This window comes from Leptospira chreensis, from assembly GCF_016919165.1.
Classification (GTDB): Bacteria; Spirochaetota; Leptospiria; order Leptospirales; family Leptospiraceae; genus Leptospira_A; species Leptospira_A chreensis.
Genome location: NZ_JAFFPS010000016.1, coordinates 1 through 18,957, shown reverse-complemented (window position 1 = coordinate 18,957; position 18,957 = coordinate 1). Strand labels below are relative to the sequence as shown.

The window sequence follows — 18,957 nt, the reverse complement described above, 5'->3', positions numbered from 1 at the left end:
GGGCCAGAGCAAGGAAAAGATGAATTGGAAATTTAGAATCCGAAAACCACAAACCGGGACAACCTTAAGTTGGGAGTTGTATTTTCCACCTGGAACCGCGACCTGGGTTGGGGAACAAGTCAAAGAAATTTTAGATTCCGTTCCCTTACCAAACCAACCAGAGCCTACTGTCCGGGTTTTTTCCGAAAAAATCAAATTAGAAAATACCAATTCTCATCAAATCGCCTATCTTTTGTTTCATGGACTTTGTTTTCGGGACATCCGACTGGTCATTGCACGCACAAAGGATTGGGATTCCTCAGCTGATGTAAGAGAAGAAGAATGGGACCGAATCCTTACAGAAGCAGTTGGAATCGCAAAACCATTGTTCACTGATTCAAATATTAAATTTTATGAAATTAAAGAGAACCTTCATATCAGTTACTTTGAAGATGAAATTACAGTTTCTCTGTCGGTCCTCGGAGAGCCGGGATACAAACGAGGAATCAAAGCCAATTTTCCGACCAGTGCCCCTGTTCCCGAAGACCTAACACAAATCCTCATCCAACAATGTTTTGATCACTTTTTAATTCCGAAAGAAGACGTAGCGGCACTATATATCCCTTTTGCAGGGACACTCACCTTTGCCACCGAATGGGCGTTACAAGCCGAAAAAATCCCCCTGCTTTCTTTACCGAGAGAGTTTTTATTTCAAAAGATGGTTTTGTTTCCAGAAAAATCATTAGACCATTATAAAAAGAAACAAAAAGAAAGTTCCACGTCCTACTCCACACCCATTGTCATCCAAGATACAGATCCTGCTTTAGAAAGTTATTGGTTGGAAGAATTCAAACGATGGAAAAAAACAATCCAGGTAAAGGATTGGGATCATAGTATCTCTGATTTTTTTAGAACCTTCCCTGTTTTACCCGAAGCAGAATCGGAAACCGCTCATTATTTTTTGCCACTAAACCCACCCTATGGTCTCCGCAAACACGAAAGGACAGAACCAGAAGAAAAACTCTATTCTAAAATTGGAAAACGTTTAGAAGAACTTTTAAAACTCACCAAAAATCGCCCCAAACTCATTGGATTCATTCTTTGTCCCACAGAGGAAAAATGGAGTGATTGTATGAGAGAATTGCGTAATTTTTCTAAAAAAACAATCCATGTCACACATGGAGGAATCGACTTACGAGTATTATACTTTCATTCGGAGGGGAGAGTTGAAAGACGTACAAATTGAATCAGGATGGAAAGAAGTTTTAACAGCCGAATTTGAAAAACCTTATTTTTCTGCGTTACGGGACTGGATCAGAGAAGAATATAAATCCAAGGTTGTATACCCACCAGCAAAGTTAATCTTCAATGCCTTTGACTCTTGTCCTTTTGACAAAGTAAAGGTAGTGATCCTCGGCCAAGACCCTTACCACGGTCCAGGCCAGGCCCATGGCCTTTGTTTTTCTGTGAATGAGGGTGTTCCCTTTCCCCCTTCTTTACAAAACATATTTAAAGAAATTACCGATGATCTAGGAAAACCAGTCCCCAAATCGGGAGACTTAACTCGTTTGGCAAACCAGGGAGTGCTTCTTCTCAATGCCACTCTTACCGTACAAAAAGACAAAGCGGGCTCTCACCAAAACAAAGGATGGGAAGAGTTTACGGATGCTGCGATCAAAATCTTGGCAGAAAAAAAATCAAATATTGTGTTTTTGTTATGGGGTGCTTTTGCAGGGAAAAAAGAAATTCTTATCCCACCAAACAAACATTTTGTTTTAAAATCAGCCCATCCTTCTCCCCTCTCCGCTTACCGAGGATTTTTAGGGAACAAACATTTTTCAAAAACCAACGAATACTTAATTTCTCAAGGAAAAGAACCCATTGACTGGTAACGAGAAAAAAGGATACTTCTTTGTATTTTTGACAGGGGTATTCTTTGCTTTAGAAGTGATTGGTTTTAAAGAAATTTTCCGTAATTACAACACGGAGCCGGAAATTGCAGCCCTCTTTGGAGTGGGTTTTGCGTTTTTAGTCGTCACTCCGTATTTTTTATTCTCTAAAAAACGAAGGATAAAAGTTCTAACAACCATCAGGCGAGATGGGACCATCCTTACTTTAGGAACCATATCCAATGCAATCGGTATTGTTTTGTACTATTATGCATTGAAACAAACGGACTTGGGCCCAGCCGCGATTCTTATCAAAACAACAGTATTGTACAATGTGTTACTCGGAGTCTTTTTCCTTGGAGAGCGACTAAGGAGTGCAGAAGTTTTTGGAATTATCATAGCAATTCTCGGAATCTATATGATTTCTACTTTGGAAGGACAAATCCATGTTGTCTCTGCCTTTTGTATTTTAGCCAGTGCCTTTCTCTTTGCGATCCAAAGTTATATGATTAAAAAATACATTCCAGAAATTTTGGGTCTAGAATATGCTTATTTACGACTTTTGCTTTTGAGTATGTTTTTCTTTTTATATTCTTTATACATTCATTCCTTTCATATTCCAGATTTTTCGATCATCGTCATCCTCGGATTATTCTCGTTACTTGGATATTTTTTAGGAAGGGCCTTTTACTTCGAAGCGCACAACCATTTACCCATAAGTAAACTGAATGCAACCCTTCTTATAGAACCCATCTTCTTAATGTTTGTTGGTATTTTGTTTATGAAAGAACCCGTTGACGGCCAAAAACTTTTAGGGGCAGGCCTCATTCTATTCGGATTGTATTTGATTGTATTCCACAAACGAAAGGTAAAACCATGAGAGAAATTCCAAAGAACCTAATGGAATCGGAAATTCAAAACCTCCTAGAAACTTACTTGGATTGGAAACTAGAAACAGAAGGGAATCTTACCTTTTTTGTTTTTTACAAGGAATTTCGTAACTTCAAAGAAGCTTTTGGGTTTATCACAAAACTTGCCTTAGTATCGGAAGCCCTCGACCACCATGCAGAAATTTGGAATGTATACAACAAGGTGCGACTCAAACTTTTTACACATGAAACCAATGCACTGACCTCAAGAGATAAAGATTTTATCACCAAACTGATGGATTGATGATGAACTTAAAGATTAACCTTCCTTTTTAAACATATAGAGTATCCTATTTTGTCGGGGCATAAAAAAAGCCGGGGTTGGAATCCAACACCGGCTTTTGTCTTTTCAGTAAAGAACTGATTAGATCTCGATTTTGTAACCTACGCGGTAAGTTTGTCCACCGACAACCACTGGGTATGCAACCCAAGGAGCGAGAGCAGAAGCTCCACCGATAGACGATACTCCACCAACTCCCATTCCTGCGGAAAGGATAGTTTCCAATTCGAAGAAAAGGTGACCTTTGTCAGTGATTTTTGTTTGAGCACCCACTAACCAGTTTAAACCGATTCCGCTTGCGCCGAAACGAACGTTTTCTTTGTAAACACCAGGGTTTGGAGCATCACCAAGAAGAACTCCACCACCAGAACCTAATAATGGTCCACCAGTGCTTGGATTTAATCCAGCAGTAAATCCTTGAAGAGCTGGAGTGTTGATAGTTCCAGAAACTCCCCACCATCCTTGGAAGTAGTTCACACCACCAGCAATGTAAATCGCTGTGTCGTTTGCAGCGTTATACAATTTGATACCAAGATAAGTAGGAACAGTCCAAGCAGTATAGTGCCACTCTTGGTCTAACCATTTGTAACCCATTACAGTTGAAGATGTTTCACCACCAGAGATTTTGGTAGTGTAGTTAACGTTGATTCTCCAAAAAAGGCTATTGATTCCAAAGATCCCTTCTTTTTCGTAACCTACGTTTACGTTTCCACCAACCATAGCTCCGCTAGTTTTTGCACCAACAGCACCACCAGTCGTTCTCTTTAAGCTGATCAATGTGTTTTCCGCATAGATTGCTTTTTGAGGAGTTCCGTAAGGTGCCCCAGTAGAGGTTACCCGAGGGTTACCTGAATCAAGACCATCTTTAGTGATGGTTCCACCGAGTTGAGCTAGGTCAAATTGAGCTCCAAGACCGATCATAAAATAAGAACGAGGACCTGTTTGTGCGCTTAAGCTACCAGCTAAGCACAAAAGTAAGAACCCCATCATTCCAAAACGTAGAGATTTCAGCATGCGATGATTACTCCTTAGTGAGTGTTTCCTGAATTTTTTTCGTACCTGTGGACAAACGAATGCAAGTGAGCAGCCGTTCATACCGACAATTGCAATGAAACTAGTCGTTCTTCTAGGATTTGTCAAATAAAATTGTTAAATCTAAACGAAAATTGTGTTAAATGTGGTAATTCGGATGAGTCTAATGCCTTCTAAACAAGTTTTCCTTATTTGCAGATTGTTCTTGCTTTTTGTTCTGTTTTCGAGCGATCGCTTTGCCATGGAGCGAAAAGTGATCCGTTTTTCGGGCGAATTGGTGCTTTGGGATGCAAAAGGGGTAGAACCTCAATTCCGCTATTTGGATAGCACAACCCTCAGGGAGAAAATCATCTTCTGCGATGCCGACACGATGCGTCTCGCTCTCGGCAACCAACCCTTTGAAAAACGCCATATCGAAGGAAAGGCCACACAACTTTCTCCCACTTCCGATGTTTGGCTTTGTGTGGGACGACCCCATATCTTCCAAAAATACCAAGTTTCCGTGAGTTCGCCGGCCTCTCAGTCCAAAAGGATCCAAGGACAGGTGATTGAGGCAGACGGAGAATCGGGCCAAATTGTTTATCTAGTCCGAGGAAGACGCTCCTATTTGACAATCGAGCCCTCTTTGGCCAAGGAAATGGCGGAATCCCTTTCCCAAATGCAAACCGTAGAAATCAACGGAGATTACCGCTATGACAGGATAAAACGCTATTACACAAAAGACTGATGAATTTTTGTTCGTCAATAGGACTCGATTCTTTGGAATGGATTTGATGCAGGCTTTTTTGGTTTTAGCAAACGGAACGGTCATGAAGGGCCGATCCTTCGGTGCAAATAAGAATTCGATTGGCGAGGTGGTCTTTAACACCTCTATGGCAGGTTATCAGGAAATCATCACTGACCCTTCTTACAAAGGCCAACTCGTGACCCTCACCTACCCTATGATTGGGAATTATGGAATCAATCCAGACGATATGGAATCCGACAGGATCCAGGCTTCCGGCCTCATCGTCAAAGAATATGTCAAACGACCTTCCAACTTCCAATCCAAAGAAACTCTCAGCGAGTTTCTGATTCGGTTTGGAGTGCCTGCGATCGAAGGGATCGATACCCGCAAACTAACACGAATTATCCGAGACGCGGGTGCGATGTCTTGCGGAATCTTCGTGAGTGAAACCTATGAAGATTCTTTTTTAGAGGCAGTGAAAAATGCCCCTTCTATGGAAGGTCAGGATCTCGCTCAAGTAGTCACTTGCGAAAAACCATACTTGTTTGGAGCTCACTCTCCTAGTAAGTTCAAACTCGCGGTCTACGACTTCGGAATCAAACGTAATATCCTCAAACTTCTCGACTCTGCTGGATTCAATGTCCATGTTTTTCCTGCAAAAACAAAAGCAGAAGATTTACTCAAAGATGGTTTTGATGCTTATTTTCTTTCCAATGGCCCGGGAGATCCGGCACCACTAGATTATGCGATCGCTTCGGCAAAAGCCATTATGGATGCAAAAAAACCACTCTTTGGAATTTGTTTGGGCCACCAAATCATTGGCCTAGCACTTGGGAAAAAGACAGCCAAACTTAAGTTTGGTCACCGTGGTGGGAACCATCCGGTTCGAAACGAAGAAACAGGGAAAATTGAAATCACATCACAAAACCATGGTTTCCATGTGTTAGGTGAATCAACGAGTGATACGCCGATCACAAGGATCAATCTTTTTGACAATACGGTGGCTGGTCTTAAAACTACGGGCCTACCGGTGATGGCTGTCCAATACCATCCGGAAGCAAGTCCAGGACCCCATGATTCAGCCTACCATTTCCAAGAATTTTATACTATGGTAGAATCCTCCAAATCTTAAGATTTGGTAAATTACGGAGGTTAGTTCATGTCATATAATGAAGATAAAAATTTTTGGGGAATTCCTTACGGAACCGAAATCACTGCAGAAGCATTTGTAAAAGATATTTGGGATCCAAGTACTGAGGAGATCCTCACGCCAAAACAATTTTTTGGTCTTGGTTGGGGAATCAACCTACATGCCCTCGGACGACGAGTGGGTGTGATCAAATAGTTTCTTTTTCAAAATTTTAGAAAACGCATCTCTTCCTTTTTGGTTGAGATGTGTCAAATCTGCAAAATACTGATACTCAGTCAAAAACCCTGATTTAAAATCAAACACCGCAACCTTTTCTTTGTTAGGTCTTGCTACAATCTGAGAAAAAAAATCCTCTCCAGCTGCATTGGCTTTGGTTAACAAAATATCTTTTTCCATCTTTGGGGAAAAAGGAATTCGAAGAAAAACCACTTCTAAGTTTTGTTTCTCCCAAACTTGCAAACATTCCGACCAAAGTAACATCGAAAGTTCTCTCCTCCCAGCAAGGATTGTTGTATTTAAATTAGGGAACTCTTCTGATTCCTGGAGAGTGGGATCATCACCTATCGATTTCCAAATCCAAGCTCCGTTTTCTTTTTCCATACTTTGTTTGATGGACCTATATTCCTCTTTCCTTCTTGGCAAATCCATTTGCGCCGATCTGTCATATACCAAACGGTTCAGGTTAGGACTCAACCCAAAGTAAGGAAACACTTCGATGACAAACTTCCAACTGAGATCTGTTAGATTAGAAAAGTATGCCTTACGTAATAATGGATTTGCAATTGTATCGAAAGTAAAGTTCCCAAAAGAATAAAACAGTTGTTTATGGGCATCTGTGATTGAGTTTTTACTCGTATTTAAAGGAGAAAGGTTTACATAGATTTTTTTAAGTTTAGGGAGCTTGTAGATAAGCTTTAATGAATCAGTAAGAATTCCTTCTGGTTGTTCACTGGGTTTCGGAAGGTATAAAACTTCATTCTCAGATACAGATTCAATATCAGCAATGGTTTTCGGTGTGATCCCACTCACTATCTGGCTATCACCTAATACTAGTACTTTAACTTCGTTTGAGATTTTCCTTTTCCGAGCTAAATACCAATAAGTAGATGTGGTTTCACAGTAAGGGATGAGCCATTCCCATGTGAGATGCATAAAAAGAGAAAGAAAAATCAGTGTGGCTGTGATGTATCTTAATTTCATAAATTTGGATCAAAACTGGAAATAGAAAAAATCCTGTTTCCCGAATGGTGAAAATAAAGAAAACCAAAGGAATAATAAAAAGAACATAACTAAAAACGAAAACGGCTTTGATGATACAAAAAAGTCTGGCCGTTCTGTTTCTTTCCACTCTTGCCAAAGATCAAATGCCAGAAGCGGAATGGTTGTGAAAAGAATCATCAGAGGAATAGAAGAAAGTTTCGGTAGATGAGAAAGGTTTTCTAAAATTGATATGGTTTCCAATGGGGAATGAATCCGGAACAGAAGAAGTCCCAATGAAAAGCTATAAAAAGTAAAAAACACTCCAAACATAGACTGGAAGCGACTTCCCGTTTTTACAAAACCAAAATGTTTGAGAGTTCTGTACAATACCAAACAAAGCCCTAAATACAATCCCCAAATCACAAATCCATATCCGGCTCCATGCCAAATTCCTGCCAAAAACCAAACGACCAATAAGTTTATATTTTCACGAAAAAACCCATGCCTATTTCCACCTAACCTAATATATACGTAATCTCGTAACCAAGTTGAAAGAGAGATATGCCATTTGGACCAGAACTCCGATGGATTCGAGGAGAAAAATGGTCTTTTAAAATTATTCATCAAACGAAAACCCATCATTTCGGCAAGACCCATGGCACAAAGGGAATAACCAAAGAAGTCTGCATAAACCTGAAAAGCAATTACCGGTGCAACGATCCACAAAATGCCCGCTTCTAGAGATTCAAAACCTTGGGCATGGATTTCCACATAACGAGAGAAGGGATCGGCAATCGTAGATTTAATGAATACACCCCAGATAAAAAGAGAGAGGCCGTTCCAAATATTTTCTCTTGTGATCGTTTGTTTCGATTCAATTTGTGGGATGAGATTACCCGGCCTTTCGATTGGACCAAGTAACAATAAGGGAAAAAACAAATCATAGATGGCAAATGTGAAAAAGTTTTTGCAAGGAAGAATTCTTTCCTCATAAACTTCGATCAAATAACTGATATTATGAAATGTATAAAAAGAAATTCCAATGGGCAAAAGGATCTCTGGTTTCCATTCCAGCCCAGTGGATCCAAATCCAATTTTTAAATCAGAAAACAATTCCCAAACAAAAACAAAATATTTAAAAACGCCAAGATAAAGTAAGTTGGAAGTGATCCCCAAGATAAAAACAAATTTCCTAGGTTTCCCGGAAAGGTAAGTCAGATATCTTGCTAAGCTGTAATTAAATACAATAGAGATGAATAAAAGAAAACTGGCATTTATATTCCATTGGGAATAAAAATAAACACCGAAGAACAAAAGTGAATACTTCCGAATTCGATTAGAGGCAAAATAATAAACGAAATAAAAAATTAAAAAATGCGAAAGAAAGGAAATCGAATTAAATAACACAGATCCTTACTTAGGCTTCTTCAACCATTTCCAAAAATTGATTTTTGTCCTTGGTATCATGCGGATATGATAAATTCAATACTCTATATGTGGCCCGGAATGATCCAATGATCGCATCTTCTTTTTTCGCAAACGAAGATTTGATTTTTTTAATCACAACATCGGTTTCTTCTTTGTCTTTTCCATGAAGAACCATAGCGAACTTACCCTGCCCTACTCTTGTAAAAAAATCCAATTCTCCGATATGATCCATCATCGTTTTTCGCAGTGCATCCGCATAACGAGCAAATGTTCCTGCTCCCACTAAGTGCACCATGCGAGATACATTTTGAATTTTAAATAAAGATACAGTAAAGTCCGTATTCATTTGGGATGCTTTTTCAATTTCCGTTAAAATTCTAGATTCCAGCGGATTGAAAGGATTTCTAAATAGTGCTTCTTTTTCTTGTAAGATGAGAAGGTTGGCAAACACGGGAGCCGAAGTTTCAAGAAGCGTAACCGCCACATCTCTTGTTGTATCTGTCCATGCCGTTCCGGTAGAATGAACAATTACCATACCCACAAGCCAATTTAAATTGATGATTGGTAGGATTGTGAATTCACTCATAATCCCTAGTTCATCATTTGTAAAAATAGATTTTAGTTCTGAATCTTCGCGGAAATTTTCTAATCGATACACTCCCGCAACATTGGAGACCATACCCACAATATCAGAATCTTTACTCAGCCTAAAGTCTTTCGCTCGTTCCGGTAAGATGAAATTAGAACCAAACACAATATAGTCGGAGCGAGTTTCAGAATCCAAAACCAAAAAGGAAAATTGTTTTACGCCCAATTTGTTTTTGATATTATCAATGAGAAGGTCAAACGCTTCGTCCATTTTACGAACACGAGCGAAATCACGAGCAAATCGCAAAACCGATTCATTGATTTCAATGACTTCTTTCGCTTGTACTAAGTCATCCGTCATCGATTCGAATTCGGATACTCTTTCAAAAACAGAACCCGCAATGTCCCCAACGATTTTAGCAAATTCTAAATCATCAGTGATGTATTCTTCACCATTGATTAATTTTCCGAGAGACAAAACTCCAAAACACTTTTCTCCATGACGAATGGGAACAAGGATTTCAGAACCCATTTCATTTAATAATCTGAATTCTCGATCAGGCAATCGAGAAGATTTAAATTCTCCGGCATAGATAACGGTTTCGGAATCGGAGATACGAGAATAAATTTCATCATTAGGAGAAAGATACCAAGAATCTTTGGATGGAATTCCTTGGGCCGCAACGGCTTCCCATTTTGGATTTTTTGGATTGGTAGATGTGAGAATCACTACAGAGTTACATCCCACTTGGCCAATCAAACTATAAACTAAGTTGTCGAAATAATCAGAAAACTCTTTCGAAGAAGCAATTTCTTTTGTGATTTCAAAGATAGCTTGGTAATTCTCGATTCGTTTTTTAGAAGCTAAATGGTAGGACATTGGTGCTGTACCAAAATCCGATTCATCATCAAAAAGTACATCTTCTCCAATGGGAGCCGGATCATCTTTGGCTGGTCTTAGCGGCTGTTTTGCGGCTTCTCTTTTGGCATCGTTTTCCCACTCATCAAAGATATTGACTTCTGGAAGAGGTGTATCTGGTTCTTCAGTTTCGTCATGGTAATCACGATCAATTAAATCATCACCAAAGTCTGGTTCGCTGGCAGGTGGAAGTTTAGGTTCTGCCACGGGTTCCGGATTTGATTCTTGAGGTTTCGTCTCTTCACCCGAAACATCGGGAGAAGGTTCCTCATCAAAAGAAGGTAAATCAAAATCCAAATCTAAATCAGGTTCGGCTGGTGACTCTGGTTCCGAATCTTCAGAAGAAACAGGTTCGTAGTCAGAAGAGATATCATCCAAATCATTTTCTAGATTGGGGAGTGGATCCGCATCCCAAGGTTCCTCTGCGAGATCACCAAAGTCAGCGTCTGTCAGTTCAGGAATGTCACTGAGATCAAATTCCTCTTCCCCATCAGGATTGGGAAGGTCCCCGATTTCAGTAGCCAAACTGTCAGGAAAACTATCGTCTAACCATTCCGAGTCGGTATCTGCCACCGGAACTGATTCTTTTTTTGGCGGAGCCGTCTCTTCACGAAAGGACTCTGCTTTTTTTAATAAAGATGGTTTCCCTTGGGGACTGGAGGAAGGTTTTGAAGCCTGAGAACCCGAAGTTTTTTTAATTTCTTCGGCTCTATCGAGAAGTCCCACTTTATAACTCCAATTCTTTCATCATTTTTTTGTATAACTCGAAGTATTGGGATTTCGAGAATTCTCGGATCACATCATCAGGAAGATTTCCAAGTAAGTTATCTAAGTAACCTAAAACTTTCTTTCGATCCCCTGTAGATAGGTTATCCCCACCCGCATCGGCAAATGCTTCCGCAGAAGATGATTTTGTCTCTGGAGCGGATACATCTGATTTACGAAGTTCTTCCAATGGAGAGAGTTTTCCTTCCATTGCATATTCATCCAAATCAACTTCATATTCTTCGGAATCATCACCAGCAAGTGTAGGATTTCGTATATCTTTCGTTAGGTCTGGAGTTGATAAATCAAAACTATCGTCTATAACGGAATCCGAAGTTAAATCTCCGAAATCCATTCCACCTTCGTGTTCGACTAAATCATCGCCATCGTTTGCAGTGAAATCGAATTCTGAAGATTCTTCATCACCGATTGGTTCTGATAAAGAAAATTCTTCTTCTTCAGGAAGGTCAGCAATATCGTCTAAACCTTCACCAGGAAGTTCCTCACCTAAAATTTCATCCAGGCTTTCCGGAGAAAGAGTGATGTCTTCCTCCTCAATATCTTCTTCTTCAGAGGCTGTAATATTTTCTAATTCCTCCATTGACAAAGCAATGGATTCGTCTTCTTCATCTTCAGCCAGTAGATCCGACTTAGGAGCCAACTCTTCTTCGTAAGGGAGTGGAGCTCGGTCTAAACTATCCACAAGTTCTTCTTCAGAACTTTCTTCTGCTTCGGAAGCAATGGATTCTAATTCTTCCATAGAAAGAGCAATCGGACCTTCATCCTCTTCATCAGAAGATTCGAAACCTTCCATTTGACCTTCAAGGCCTTCTTCAGAACTTTCTGCTTCTTCCAAATCCGATTCAGGTTCGCCTAAAGCGAAATCAAAGTCATCTCCAATATCTGTATCTAATTCGTGTGTTTCTTCTAGATCGGATTCTTCCGATTCTTCAACCGGATCACCCGCAATGATATTTCCAAGTTCGTCTGGACTGAGTGTGATGGATTCGTCTTCCAATTCCTCACTTAAGATATCAGAGCTTGGTTCTTCGTAGTCTTCTTCGACTGCTTCACCAGAAATATTTTCTAATTCTTCTAAAGATAAAGTGAGTGGGCCTTCGTCCTCTTCTTCAACGGAAGGTTCGTCTTCTGTCGGTTCAAATTCACCACCTAACAGGTCAAATCCGCCCTCTTCATCAGAAAAGCTAGGAAGTTCGGATTCATCATCCGAAGTTAAAAATTCTTCTTCAGAACCAAGAGTTTCTTCTAAACTTGCTTCGCCACCAGCACCAAGGATACTTCCCAGTTCTTCATCGGAAAGTGTGAGATTTTCATCTTCTTTGGTTTTTCCAAATAGTTCTTCTTCCTCGGGATCCACAAGTGGTTGGAATCCTGTTTCCTCTGTCTCATCAGTTGCGGGTCCTAAATCGTCTATAGGTAGGAAAGAATCTTCTTCGTTTAGGTCTGTTAAATCAAATTCAGGTTTTCCTTCTTCATCGAAGGAAAGGTCGGTATCAATTTCAGAATCATCCAAATCCAAATCTAAGTCTGAATGTTCATCGATCAGTGCATGTTCTTCTTCAAAAGAAGAAGAAGAACGTTCCGGTTCGCCAGAATGGTCTTCCTCTTCTAAATCACCGGTAATGTTTTCTAGTTCTTCTAGAGAGAGGGAGATAGGTCCCTCCTCTTCTTCTTCCAATTCTTGTTTGGATTTTTTGGAGGTAAGAATTCCGTCTTCACCATTGAGTATCGATTCGATTTCTTTATCAAGATCAATCAAATCATCATCAAACTCTAGTTCAAGATCATCATCATTGATATCGTCGTTATATGATTGTTTGGTGGGGTTATGAGAGCTACTTTGTTCTTTTTCCGATTCTTCTTCGTAATCAGAAAAATCGGCGTGAATGTCTTCATCATGTAAAATGGGATCTTCTTCCCCAAGTAAATTAAGGTCAGAATCTAAATCTATATCTAATAAATCATCATAGGAATCGGAAGATGCGACCATATCCGAAATGGAATCGTCTTCATCGTCAAAGGCGGAAATATCGTCTAGGTTTGGAGCTTCAATCCCTGGCGAGACATCCAAATCATCATCGCCCATATCAAAATCATCCAAATCCAAAGAAAACGAGTCTTCATCGAGTACAGGTTCGATGTTTTCTAGATCTTCGTTTTTATTCTGTTCTTGATCCGCCATTCGCCTCGGTTACCGTTTTCCCAAATTTAGTATCTCGCCATCCTCTAACGGCTGTTCCAAGATACTGTCCTCCGTTTTGATTTGCGCTCCGGGTACGTATCCACCCGCCATCTCAATCAAATCTTTTCCGCTCGAACCCGCATCCAATGAATAAAACCCGGGATTCAATACGGGTCCCTCAATTTTAACACGAATCGGTTCTTCAGAATAGATTCTTTTTCGCAAATCAGGGTTTTCCTTTAAGTAATAGAATCCGGTGAATAGTATCGATACCAATACAAAACGTCGAATCCAATCTACAGCCAAAGGAAATCCCCCTCTGGTATATTTTCGGCAAGAAGGGGGGAAAAAAATTAACGTTCGTGCAGTAAAATGCGAACTTTTGCTTTCTTTAGAAGAATTTCTTTGTCTTTAGAGGACGGAAGGGCTTCCGCTTCTTCCAGGAGTTCCACAGCGTGGTCATGGGACAAATCATCCTCAGAATCCCCACCTTCGGTAAGGACTCGGATTTGGTCATTTCTCACTTCACAGAATCCCCCATCAATGGCGATCCGGAACTCTTTTCCGGCTGTGTGCAATTTGATGAGCCCAAAGTCCAACTGGGACACCAGAGTGGCGTGTCCCGGTAAAATCCCAAAATAACCCACAGAACCCGGCAGAATCACAGACTCTGCCTTGCCTTGGTAAAGGATTTTGTCAGGAGAGATGACCGTTAAAGTCAGTTCTTTACTCATCCTGATTAACCTTTGAGTTGTTTCGCCGCTTCGATTACTTCGTCAATCGATCCGACCATGTAGAACGCTTGCTCAGGAAGTGTGTCATATTTACCTTCAATAATTCCTTTGAAGGAACGAATGGTATCTTCCAATTTCACATACTTTCCAGGTCGACCAGTAAACTGCTCTGCTACGTGGAATGGTTGTGAGAGGAATTTCTCCAAACGACGAGCACGAGCCACTAGGACTTTATCGTCTTCAGAAAGTTCGTCCATACCAAGGATCGCAATGATATCTTGAAGGTCTTTGTATCTTTGAAGAATTCTTTGTACTTCACGCGCAGTGTTGTAGTGTTCGTCTCCCACGATTTGTGGGTTCATGATGCGAGAAGTGGAATCGAGTGGATCCACCGCAGGATAAATCCCTTTCTCAGAAATCGCACGAGAAAGAACTGTTGTTGCATCTAAGTGAGTGAACGCAGTCGCAGGAGCCGGGTCAGTTAAGTCGTCGGCAGGAACGTAGATCGCTTGCACAGAAGTGATGGATCCGCGAACCGTTGATGTAATCCGTTCTTGTAATCCACCCATTTCGGTAGATAGAGTTGGTTGGTAACCTACCGCAGAAGGCATACGACCAAGAAGGGCTGATACTTCAGATCCTGCTTGAGAGAAACGGAAGATGTTATCTACGAAAAGTAAAATATCAGAACCGGATTCATCACGGAAGTTTTCTGCCATAGTTAATGCAGAAAGAGCCACACGAAGACGAGCACCAGGAGGTTCGTTCATCTGACCAAAACAAAGAACTGTTTTGTCAATTACTCCCGATTCCTTCATCTCATTCCAAAGGTCGTTTCCTTCACGAGTTCTTTCACCCACACCAGCGAACACAGAGTAACCACCATGTTGTTTTGCGATGTTGTTGATAAGCTCTTGAATAAGAACTGTTTTTCCTACCCCAGCACCACCGAATAGTCCTGTTTTTCCCCCTTTGATATAAGGAGCAAGAAGGTCGATGACCTTGATCCCTGTTTCAAAGATTTCTGTTTTAGGTTTAATTTCTTCATAAGAAGGTGCGTTTCTATGGATTGGCATTCTTTTTACGTCTTTAGGAAGATCACCTAACTCATCGATGACTTCACCTAATACGTTAAAAATACGACCAAGAGTTTTTGTTCCTACTGGAACAGAGATTGGTATTCCTGTATCAACAACTTCGAGTCCTCTTTTTAATCCGTCTGTGGACTGAAGGGAGATCGCACGAACTGTGTTGTCTCCGATGTGTTGTTGCACTTCGGCAGTAATTGTAACATCTTTGCCGTTTACTTTAGATTGAATCTCTACGGCATTGTAGATTTCAGGCATATTCCCGGAATCAAAACTGATGTCCAATACCGAACCGATGATTTGTTTAATTTTACCTTTATTCATATATACTCCGAAAGACCTTTGTTAGGAGATGGCTTCCGCTCCCCCTACGATTTCTGAAATTTCCTGCGTGATTTTTGCCTGACGAACACGGTTGTAACCGCGAGTAAGAAGTTTGATCATCTCACCTGCAGCATCTGTTGCCGCCTTCATGGCCACTCTTCGTGCAATGTGTTCGGATGCTACCGACTCCAAAATGATCTTAACAAAAGTTGTTTTGATCACCATAGGAAGAAGGTTTTCCAAAATTGTTTTTGGATCTGGCTCATACAATACATCTGGCCCCGAAGAACCTTTTGATCCAGTTTCTTCCATTTTCAAAGGAAGAACAGTTGTGATCTCAGGTTTTTGGTTGGCTGCCGAATAGTAATGAGTGGAAATAATTTCAACAGAATCCACCGATTCATTTGCGAAACGTTCCATAAAATAAGAAGCAAGTTCGTTCGCTTCTTTACTTCCCGCTTTATCATCGATATTGGTTTGTGATGTTACCAATTCGATCTTCGCAAATTTAAAGAAGGCGATCGCTTTTTTTCCTGCAGCATGGACTTCAACTTCCACACCTTTGGACTTCAACTCTTCGATACGGTTTTTTACCATACGAAGAAGGTTGGAGTTAAAACCACCACATAATCCACGATTGGCGGCAATTGCAAGGATAGCAACTTTTCGGATTTTGTCCGGCTTCCTTAAGTAAGGGCTATGGATGATCGAAGCAAGGCTAGACAAAGAAGAAACTAACTGACGAGTCAAGTCAGCATATGGTTTTGCCGCATTAACTTTGTTAGTCGCTTTTTTTGCCTTTGCCGTGGAGACCATCTCCATGGTTCGAGTGATTTTTCTCGTGTTTTTAACCGAGTTAATCCTCTTTTTTATCTCACGCGGTGTCGCCAAGATCTTTCCCCTTAGTTATTCTTTGCTAGAAAATGTTCTACAATCGATTTGATTGTTTTTTGCAGAGCTGCTTCTTGTTTTACTTCTTTCGCAGTTCTGATTTCTTCTAAAATTTCTGGGTGTTGTTCTCTCATAGTTCTGAGTAGGAAAGTTTCGAATTCACGAACCTTTGCTGTAGGAACCACATCCATAAAACCTTTAGAAACCGCAAAAATAGAGATTACTTGTTCTTCTACTGGAGTCGGTGAATTGTTTGGTTGTTTCAGAATTTCTAGAACTCGGTAACCACGATCAAGCTGAGCTTGCGTTACTGGATCGAGTTCTGTTCCTAACTGCGCAAACGCTTCCAAGTCACGGAACTGAGCCAAATCAGACTTCAAAGTTCCTGCTACTTTTTTCATCGCTTTGATTTGCGCTGCCGATCCTACCCTTGATACAGAAATTCCCACATCCACCGCAGGGCGAAGGCCCGATGCAAAGAGGTTGGACTGAAGGTAAATCTGACCATCAGTGATGGAGATTACGTTTGTAGGAATGTATGCAGATACTTCCCCTTCTTGTGTTTCAATGATAGGAAGTGCTGTCATAGATCCACCACCAAATTTGTCATCGAGTTTCGCTGCTCTTTCGAGAAGGCGAGAGTGAAGATAGAATACGTCCCCAGGATAAGCTTCACGACCTGGTGGGCGGCGAAGTAAAAGGCACATTTGTCGGTATGCTACGGCTTGTTTAGAAAGGTCATCATACACAACAAGTGTAGCTTTTCCTTCTTCATACATAAAGTATTCAGCCATAGTTGCACCAGAGTATGGAGCAATGAATAACATAGGAGCAGGTTCTGATGCGTTTGCCGATACGATGATGGTATACTCAAGAGCACCTTTTTCACGTAACATTTCGATGGTGGAAGCAACAGTAGATGCTTTTTGTCCAATCGCTACATAAACGCAGATCACACCTTTTCCTTTTTGGTTGATGATGGTATCGATCGCGATGGAAGTTTTTCCCGTTCCGCGGTCACCAATGATAAGTTCTCGTTGTCCACGACCAATTGGGATCATTGCATCGATTGCTTTGATTCCTGTTTGCATTGGCTCATGAACGGACTTTCTCATCGCAATCCCTGGAGCTGGTGACTCCACAGGTCTTGTTTTTTTTGCGTTCAGTGGTCCTTTACCGTCGATCACTTCCCCAAGAGGGTTCAGCACTCGGCCAAGGAGTTCCGGTCCGACCGGAACTTCGAAGATTTTTCCAACACGTTTAACGGAAAAACCTTCTTCAATTTTAATATAATCACCAAAGATTACAACCCCTACGGAGTTTTCTTCTAAGTTGAAGGCTTGCCCACGAACTCCGTTTTGGAATTCGACAAGCTCTCCTGACATTACGTTAGTGAGTCCGTAAACTCTCGCAATCCCGTCCCCTACTTCGAGAACCGTTCCAACTTCTTCAACTTGAAGGTCTTTTTTGAAGTTTTTAATTTCTTGTTTTAGTACCGACGTTACTTCGTCTGTTTTAATTTTCATTCAAATGCTCCGACTGGGATTTTCTTTTGGAGGAGAGCCTCTTCAATTCCGGCAAGTTTTGCACGGATCGAGGCATCGATTAAAAAGTCGTCTATATAGATTTTGAATCCACCAATAAGGGTTGGATCCGTTTGTTCTGATACGCGAACTTCGCGTCCGAACTTGGAAGAGATAGACTTGGTGATTCGATCTACGGCTTCTTTGCCAAGAGAATCTTTGGAAACAATGCGAAGAGAACTACGATTTTTAAGTCGGTCCACTCCTGTTCTAAAATCTTCCAAAATATCCTTGAGGAATAGAAATCGATTCTTACGAACCACAAGTGTAATGAAGTTGGCAACGATTTCTGATGCCTTCCCTTGAACTGACTTTTCAGCAGTTCGTTCTTTCTCAGAAGGATCAACTAACGGAGAAAGGAAATAATGGCGGATTGAATCATCGGAAAAGAAAATATCAACCAGGGTTGAAAGTTCCTCTTCCGTTGACTCAAGCGAGTTAGCTTCCTGAGCTAACTCCAAAAGTGCCGTTGCGTAAACCTTTGAAATTTGGTTCAGACTCATTTGATTTTAAGTTTATCGAGTTTTGCGATCTCTTTTTCGACAAAGGAAGCATAGTCTTCCTTCTTTAATTGTTTTTCCAAGATCTCACTCGCGATGAGAACGGACATTTCCACAATTTGGTTTTGCATTTCAGATAAAGCTCTGCCTTTCGCTAGTTCGATTTCGCGAATTGCACTGTCTTTAATGCCTTTTACTTCGTTGTGTGCTTCTTCCGTCAATCGAGTGCGGAGAGCAACTGCATCTTTCTTAGCTTCATCTACAATTTTGTGTGCTTCTTCTGTCGCTTTGAAGAGTTGGTCTTTATATTCTTTTAAAGACTTTTCTGCTTCAACGCGAAGAGTTTCTGCTTTGTTGATATCGCCTTGGATGCCGGAAGCACGTTCTTCGAGAGCATGAAGGATCTTGTCCCATGCAAATTTTTTAAGAACGAGGACAACAACTCCGAAAGTGACCAGGGTCCAGATGACCAGACCCGGATTGACTTTCAGCAAATTGAAGCCGGAAGCCGCGAGGATAACCAAGACTATTGTCCTTGTTCTACTTTAGTGGCACCAGCACCAATTGTTTTATCAATTGAGCCATTGAGTTTAAGCGCGATAAGAAGAGCGATAACCACTGCGAAAAGTGCTGCCCCTTCAATCATACCTGCTGCTACGTAAAGAACGAGTTGGATCTTTCCAGCTGCTTCTGGTTGACGGCTAATGCTTTCAGCCACTGATCCACCAATTCTACCAATACCGATTCC

Annotated in this window: 19 protein-coding genes; 7 read left to right on the top strand and 12 right to left on the bottom strand. The window is 40.9% G+C overall.

Annotation, left to right across the window (positions count from 1 at the left end):
- Nucleotides 1–19 precede the first annotated feature (19 nt).
- Genes JWG41_RS05160 through JWG41_RS05145 form a run of 4 tightly spaced genes read left to right on the top strand, consistent with a single transcriptional unit; the run spans nt 20 to nt 3,041 of the window.
- Complete coding sequence (locus JWG41_RS05160) at nt 20–1,225, top strand: hypothetical protein (RefSeq protein WP_205268877.1); 1,206 nt, start codon at nt 20–22, stop codon at nt 1,223–1,225.
- Complete coding sequence (gene ung / locus JWG41_RS05155) at nt 1,206–1,871, top strand: uracil-DNA glycosylase (RefSeq protein ID WP_205268876.1); 666 nt, start codon at nt 1,206–1,208, stop codon at nt 1,869–1,871. The genes JWG41_RS05160 and ung overlap by 20 nt, the downstream gene beginning before the upstream one ends.
- Nucleotides 1,861–2,748 (top strand): DMT family transporter, encoded by an 888-nt coding sequence (locus JWG41_RS05150; protein ID WP_205268875.1) that lies wholly within the window; start codon nt 1,861–1,863, stop codon nt 2,746–2,748. Before ung ends, JWG41_RS05150 begins: the two co-directional genes overlap by 11 nt.
- Nucleotides 2,745–3,041, top strand: a complete 297-nt coding sequence (locus tag JWG41_RS05145; protein WP_205268874.1) for a 4a-hydroxytetrahydrobiopterin dehydratase — start codon at nt 2,745–2,747, stop codon at nt 3,039–3,041. The genes JWG41_RS05150 and JWG41_RS05145 overlap by 4 nt, the downstream gene beginning before the upstream one ends.
- A gap of 120 nt (nt 3,042–3,161) precedes the next feature.
- Here JWG41_RS05145 and JWG41_RS05140 read toward each other — a convergent pair whose 3' ends face one another.
- Nucleotides 3,162–4,091 carry a porin OmpL1 gene (locus JWG41_RS05140; protein WP_205268873.1) on the bottom strand — a complete coding sequence of 310 codons (930 nt, stop codon included), beginning with the start codon at nt 4,089–4,091 and terminating at the stop codon, nt 3,162–3,164.
- Nucleotides 4,092–4,362: 271 nt separating this feature from the next.
- Between JWG41_RS05140 and JWG41_RS05135 the strand changes: the two genes are divergently transcribed.
- Genes JWG41_RS05135 through JWG41_RS05125 form a run of 3 tightly spaced genes read left to right on the top strand, consistent with a single transcriptional unit; the run spans nt 4,363 to nt 6,181 of the window.
- Nucleotides 4,363–4,836: a hypothetical protein gene (locus JWG41_RS05135; protein WP_332461278.1), complete on the top strand. Its 474-nt coding sequence runs from the start codon at nt 4,363–4,365 to the stop codon at nt 4,834–4,836.
- A gap of 46 nt (nt 4,837–4,882) precedes the next feature.
- A complete protein-coding gene (gene carA / locus JWG41_RS05130) occupies nt 4,883–5,968 on the top strand; it encodes a glutamine-hydrolyzing carbamoyl-phosphate synthase small subunit (RefSeq protein ID WP_205268898.1) in 1,086 nt (361 codons plus the stop codon).
- 27 nt (nt 5,969–5,995) lie between these two features.
- Nucleotides 5,996–6,181: a DUF5808 domain-containing protein gene (locus JWG41_RS05125; RefSeq protein WP_002975080.1), complete on the top strand. Its 186-nt coding sequence runs from the start codon at nt 5,996–5,998 to the stop codon at nt 6,179–6,181.
- On the opposite strand, the gene JWG41_RS05120 is transcribed toward JWG41_RS05125, so the two are convergent.
- The 11 genes from JWG41_RS05120 to JWG41_RS05070 all read right to left on the bottom strand — a co-directional run.
- Entirely contained in the window at nt 6,143–7,186 is a 1,044-nt protein-coding gene (locus tag JWG41_RS05120) for a hypothetical protein (protein ID WP_205268871.1), read from the bottom strand. The genes JWG41_RS05125 and JWG41_RS05120 overlap by 39 nt on opposite strands.
- Nucleotides 7,187–7,195: 9 nt before the next feature.
- Complete coding sequence (locus JWG41_RS05115; protein WP_205268870.1) at nt 7,196–8,593, bottom strand: MBOAT family O-acyltransferase; 1,398 nt, start codon at nt 8,591–8,593, stop codon at nt 7,196–7,198.
- 10 nt (nt 8,594–8,603) lie between these two features.
- Complete coding sequence (locus JWG41_RS05110; RefSeq protein WP_205268869.1) at nt 8,604–10,847, bottom strand: GAF domain-containing protein; 2,244 nt, start codon at nt 10,845–10,847, stop codon at nt 8,604–8,606.
- Nucleotide 10,848: 1 nt separating this feature from the next.
- Nucleotides 10,849–13,089: a putative sodium/potassium/calcium exchanger gene (locus JWG41_RS05105; RefSeq protein WP_205268868.1), complete on the bottom strand. Its 2,241-nt coding sequence runs from the start codon at nt 13,087–13,089 to the stop codon at nt 10,849–10,851.
- Between the two features lie 353 nt (nt 13,090–13,442).
- Nucleotides 13,443–13,823: an ATP synthase F1 subunit epsilon gene (atpC, locus tag JWG41_RS05100; RefSeq protein WP_205268867.1), complete on the bottom strand. Its 381-nt coding sequence runs from the start codon at nt 13,821–13,823 to the stop codon at nt 13,443–13,445.
- Nucleotides 13,824–13,828: 5 nt separating this feature from the next.
- Nucleotides 13,829–15,235, bottom strand: coding sequence for a F0F1 ATP synthase subunit beta (atpD, locus tag JWG41_RS05095; RefSeq protein WP_205268866.1), 1,407 nt, complete (start codon nt 15,233–15,235; stop codon nt 13,829–13,831).
- 21 nt (nt 15,236–15,256) lie between these two features.
- Complete coding sequence (atpG, locus tag JWG41_RS05090; protein ID WP_205268865.1) at nt 15,257–16,126, bottom strand: ATP synthase F1 subunit gamma; 870 nt, start codon at nt 16,124–16,126, stop codon at nt 15,257–15,259.
- 11 nt (nt 16,127–16,137) lie between these two features.
- Nucleotides 16,138–17,652: a F0F1 ATP synthase subunit alpha gene (gene atpA / locus JWG41_RS05085; RefSeq protein ID WP_205268864.1), complete on the bottom strand. Its 1,515-nt coding sequence runs from the start codon at nt 17,650–17,652 to the stop codon at nt 16,138–16,140.
- On the bottom strand, nt 17,649–18,212 hold the full coding sequence (atpH, locus tag JWG41_RS05080) for an ATP synthase F1 subunit delta (RefSeq protein ID WP_205268863.1): 564 nt from the start codon (nt 18,210–18,212) through the stop codon (nt 17,649–17,651). The genes atpA and atpH overlap by 4 nt, the downstream gene beginning before the upstream one ends.
- The gene (locus tag JWG41_RS05075; RefSeq protein WP_205268862.1) at nt 18,209–18,733 is read right to left on the bottom strand and encodes a F0F1 ATP synthase subunit B; all 525 of its coding nucleotides are present in this window, start codon (nt 18,731–18,733) and stop codon (nt 18,209–18,211) included. The genes atpH and JWG41_RS05075 overlap by 4 nt, the downstream gene beginning before the upstream one ends.
- A gap of 2 nt (nt 18,734–18,735) precedes the next feature.
- The coding region (locus tag JWG41_RS05070) for an ATP synthase F0 subunit C (RefSeq protein ID WP_205268861.1) at nt 18,736–18,957 on the bottom strand (222 nt) is incomplete at its 5' end.

Excerpts from the sequence above, each read along its gene's own strand:
- JWG41_RS05160 (WP_205268877.1), top strand. The coding sequence starts at position 20 with ATGAATTGGAAATTTAGAATCCGAAAACCACAAACCGGGACAACCTTA.
- JWG41_RS05145 (WP_205268874.1), top strand. The coding sequence starts at position 2,745 with ATGAGAGAAATTCCAAAGAACCTAATGGAATCGGAAATTCAAAACCTC.
- JWG41_RS05140 (WP_205268873.1), bottom strand. The coding sequence starts at position 4,091 with ATGCTGAAATCTCTACGTTTTGGAATGATGGGGTTCTTACTTTTGTGC.
- carA (WP_205268898.1), top strand. The coding sequence starts at position 4,883 with ATGCAGGCTTTTTTGGTTTTAGCAAACGGAACGGTCATGAAGGGCCGA.
- JWG41_RS05125 (WP_002975080.1), top strand. The coding sequence starts at position 5,996 with ATGTCATATAATGAAGATAAAAATTTTTGGGGAATTCCTTACGGAACC.
- JWG41_RS05120 (WP_205268871.1), bottom strand. The coding sequence starts at position 7,186 with ATGAAATTAAGATACATCACAGCCACACTGATTTTTCTTTCTCTTTTT.
- JWG41_RS05105 (WP_205268868.1), bottom strand. The coding sequence starts at position 13,089 with ATGGCGGATCAAGAACAGAATAAAAACGAAGATCTAGAAAACATCGAA.
- atpC (WP_205268867.1), bottom strand. The coding sequence starts at position 13,823 with ATGAGTAAAGAACTGACTTTAACGGTCATCTCTCCTGACAAAATCCTT.
- atpD (WP_205268866.1), bottom strand. The coding sequence starts at position 15,235 with ATGAATAAAGGTAAAATTAAACAAATCATCGGTTCGGTATTGGACATC.
- atpA (WP_205268864.1), bottom strand. The coding sequence starts at position 17,652 with ATGAAAATTAAAACAGACGAAGTAACGTCGGTACTAAAACAAGAAATT.
- atpH (WP_205268863.1), bottom strand. The coding sequence starts at position 18,212 with ATGAGTCTGAACCAAATTTCAAAGGTTTACGCAACGGCACTTTTGGAG.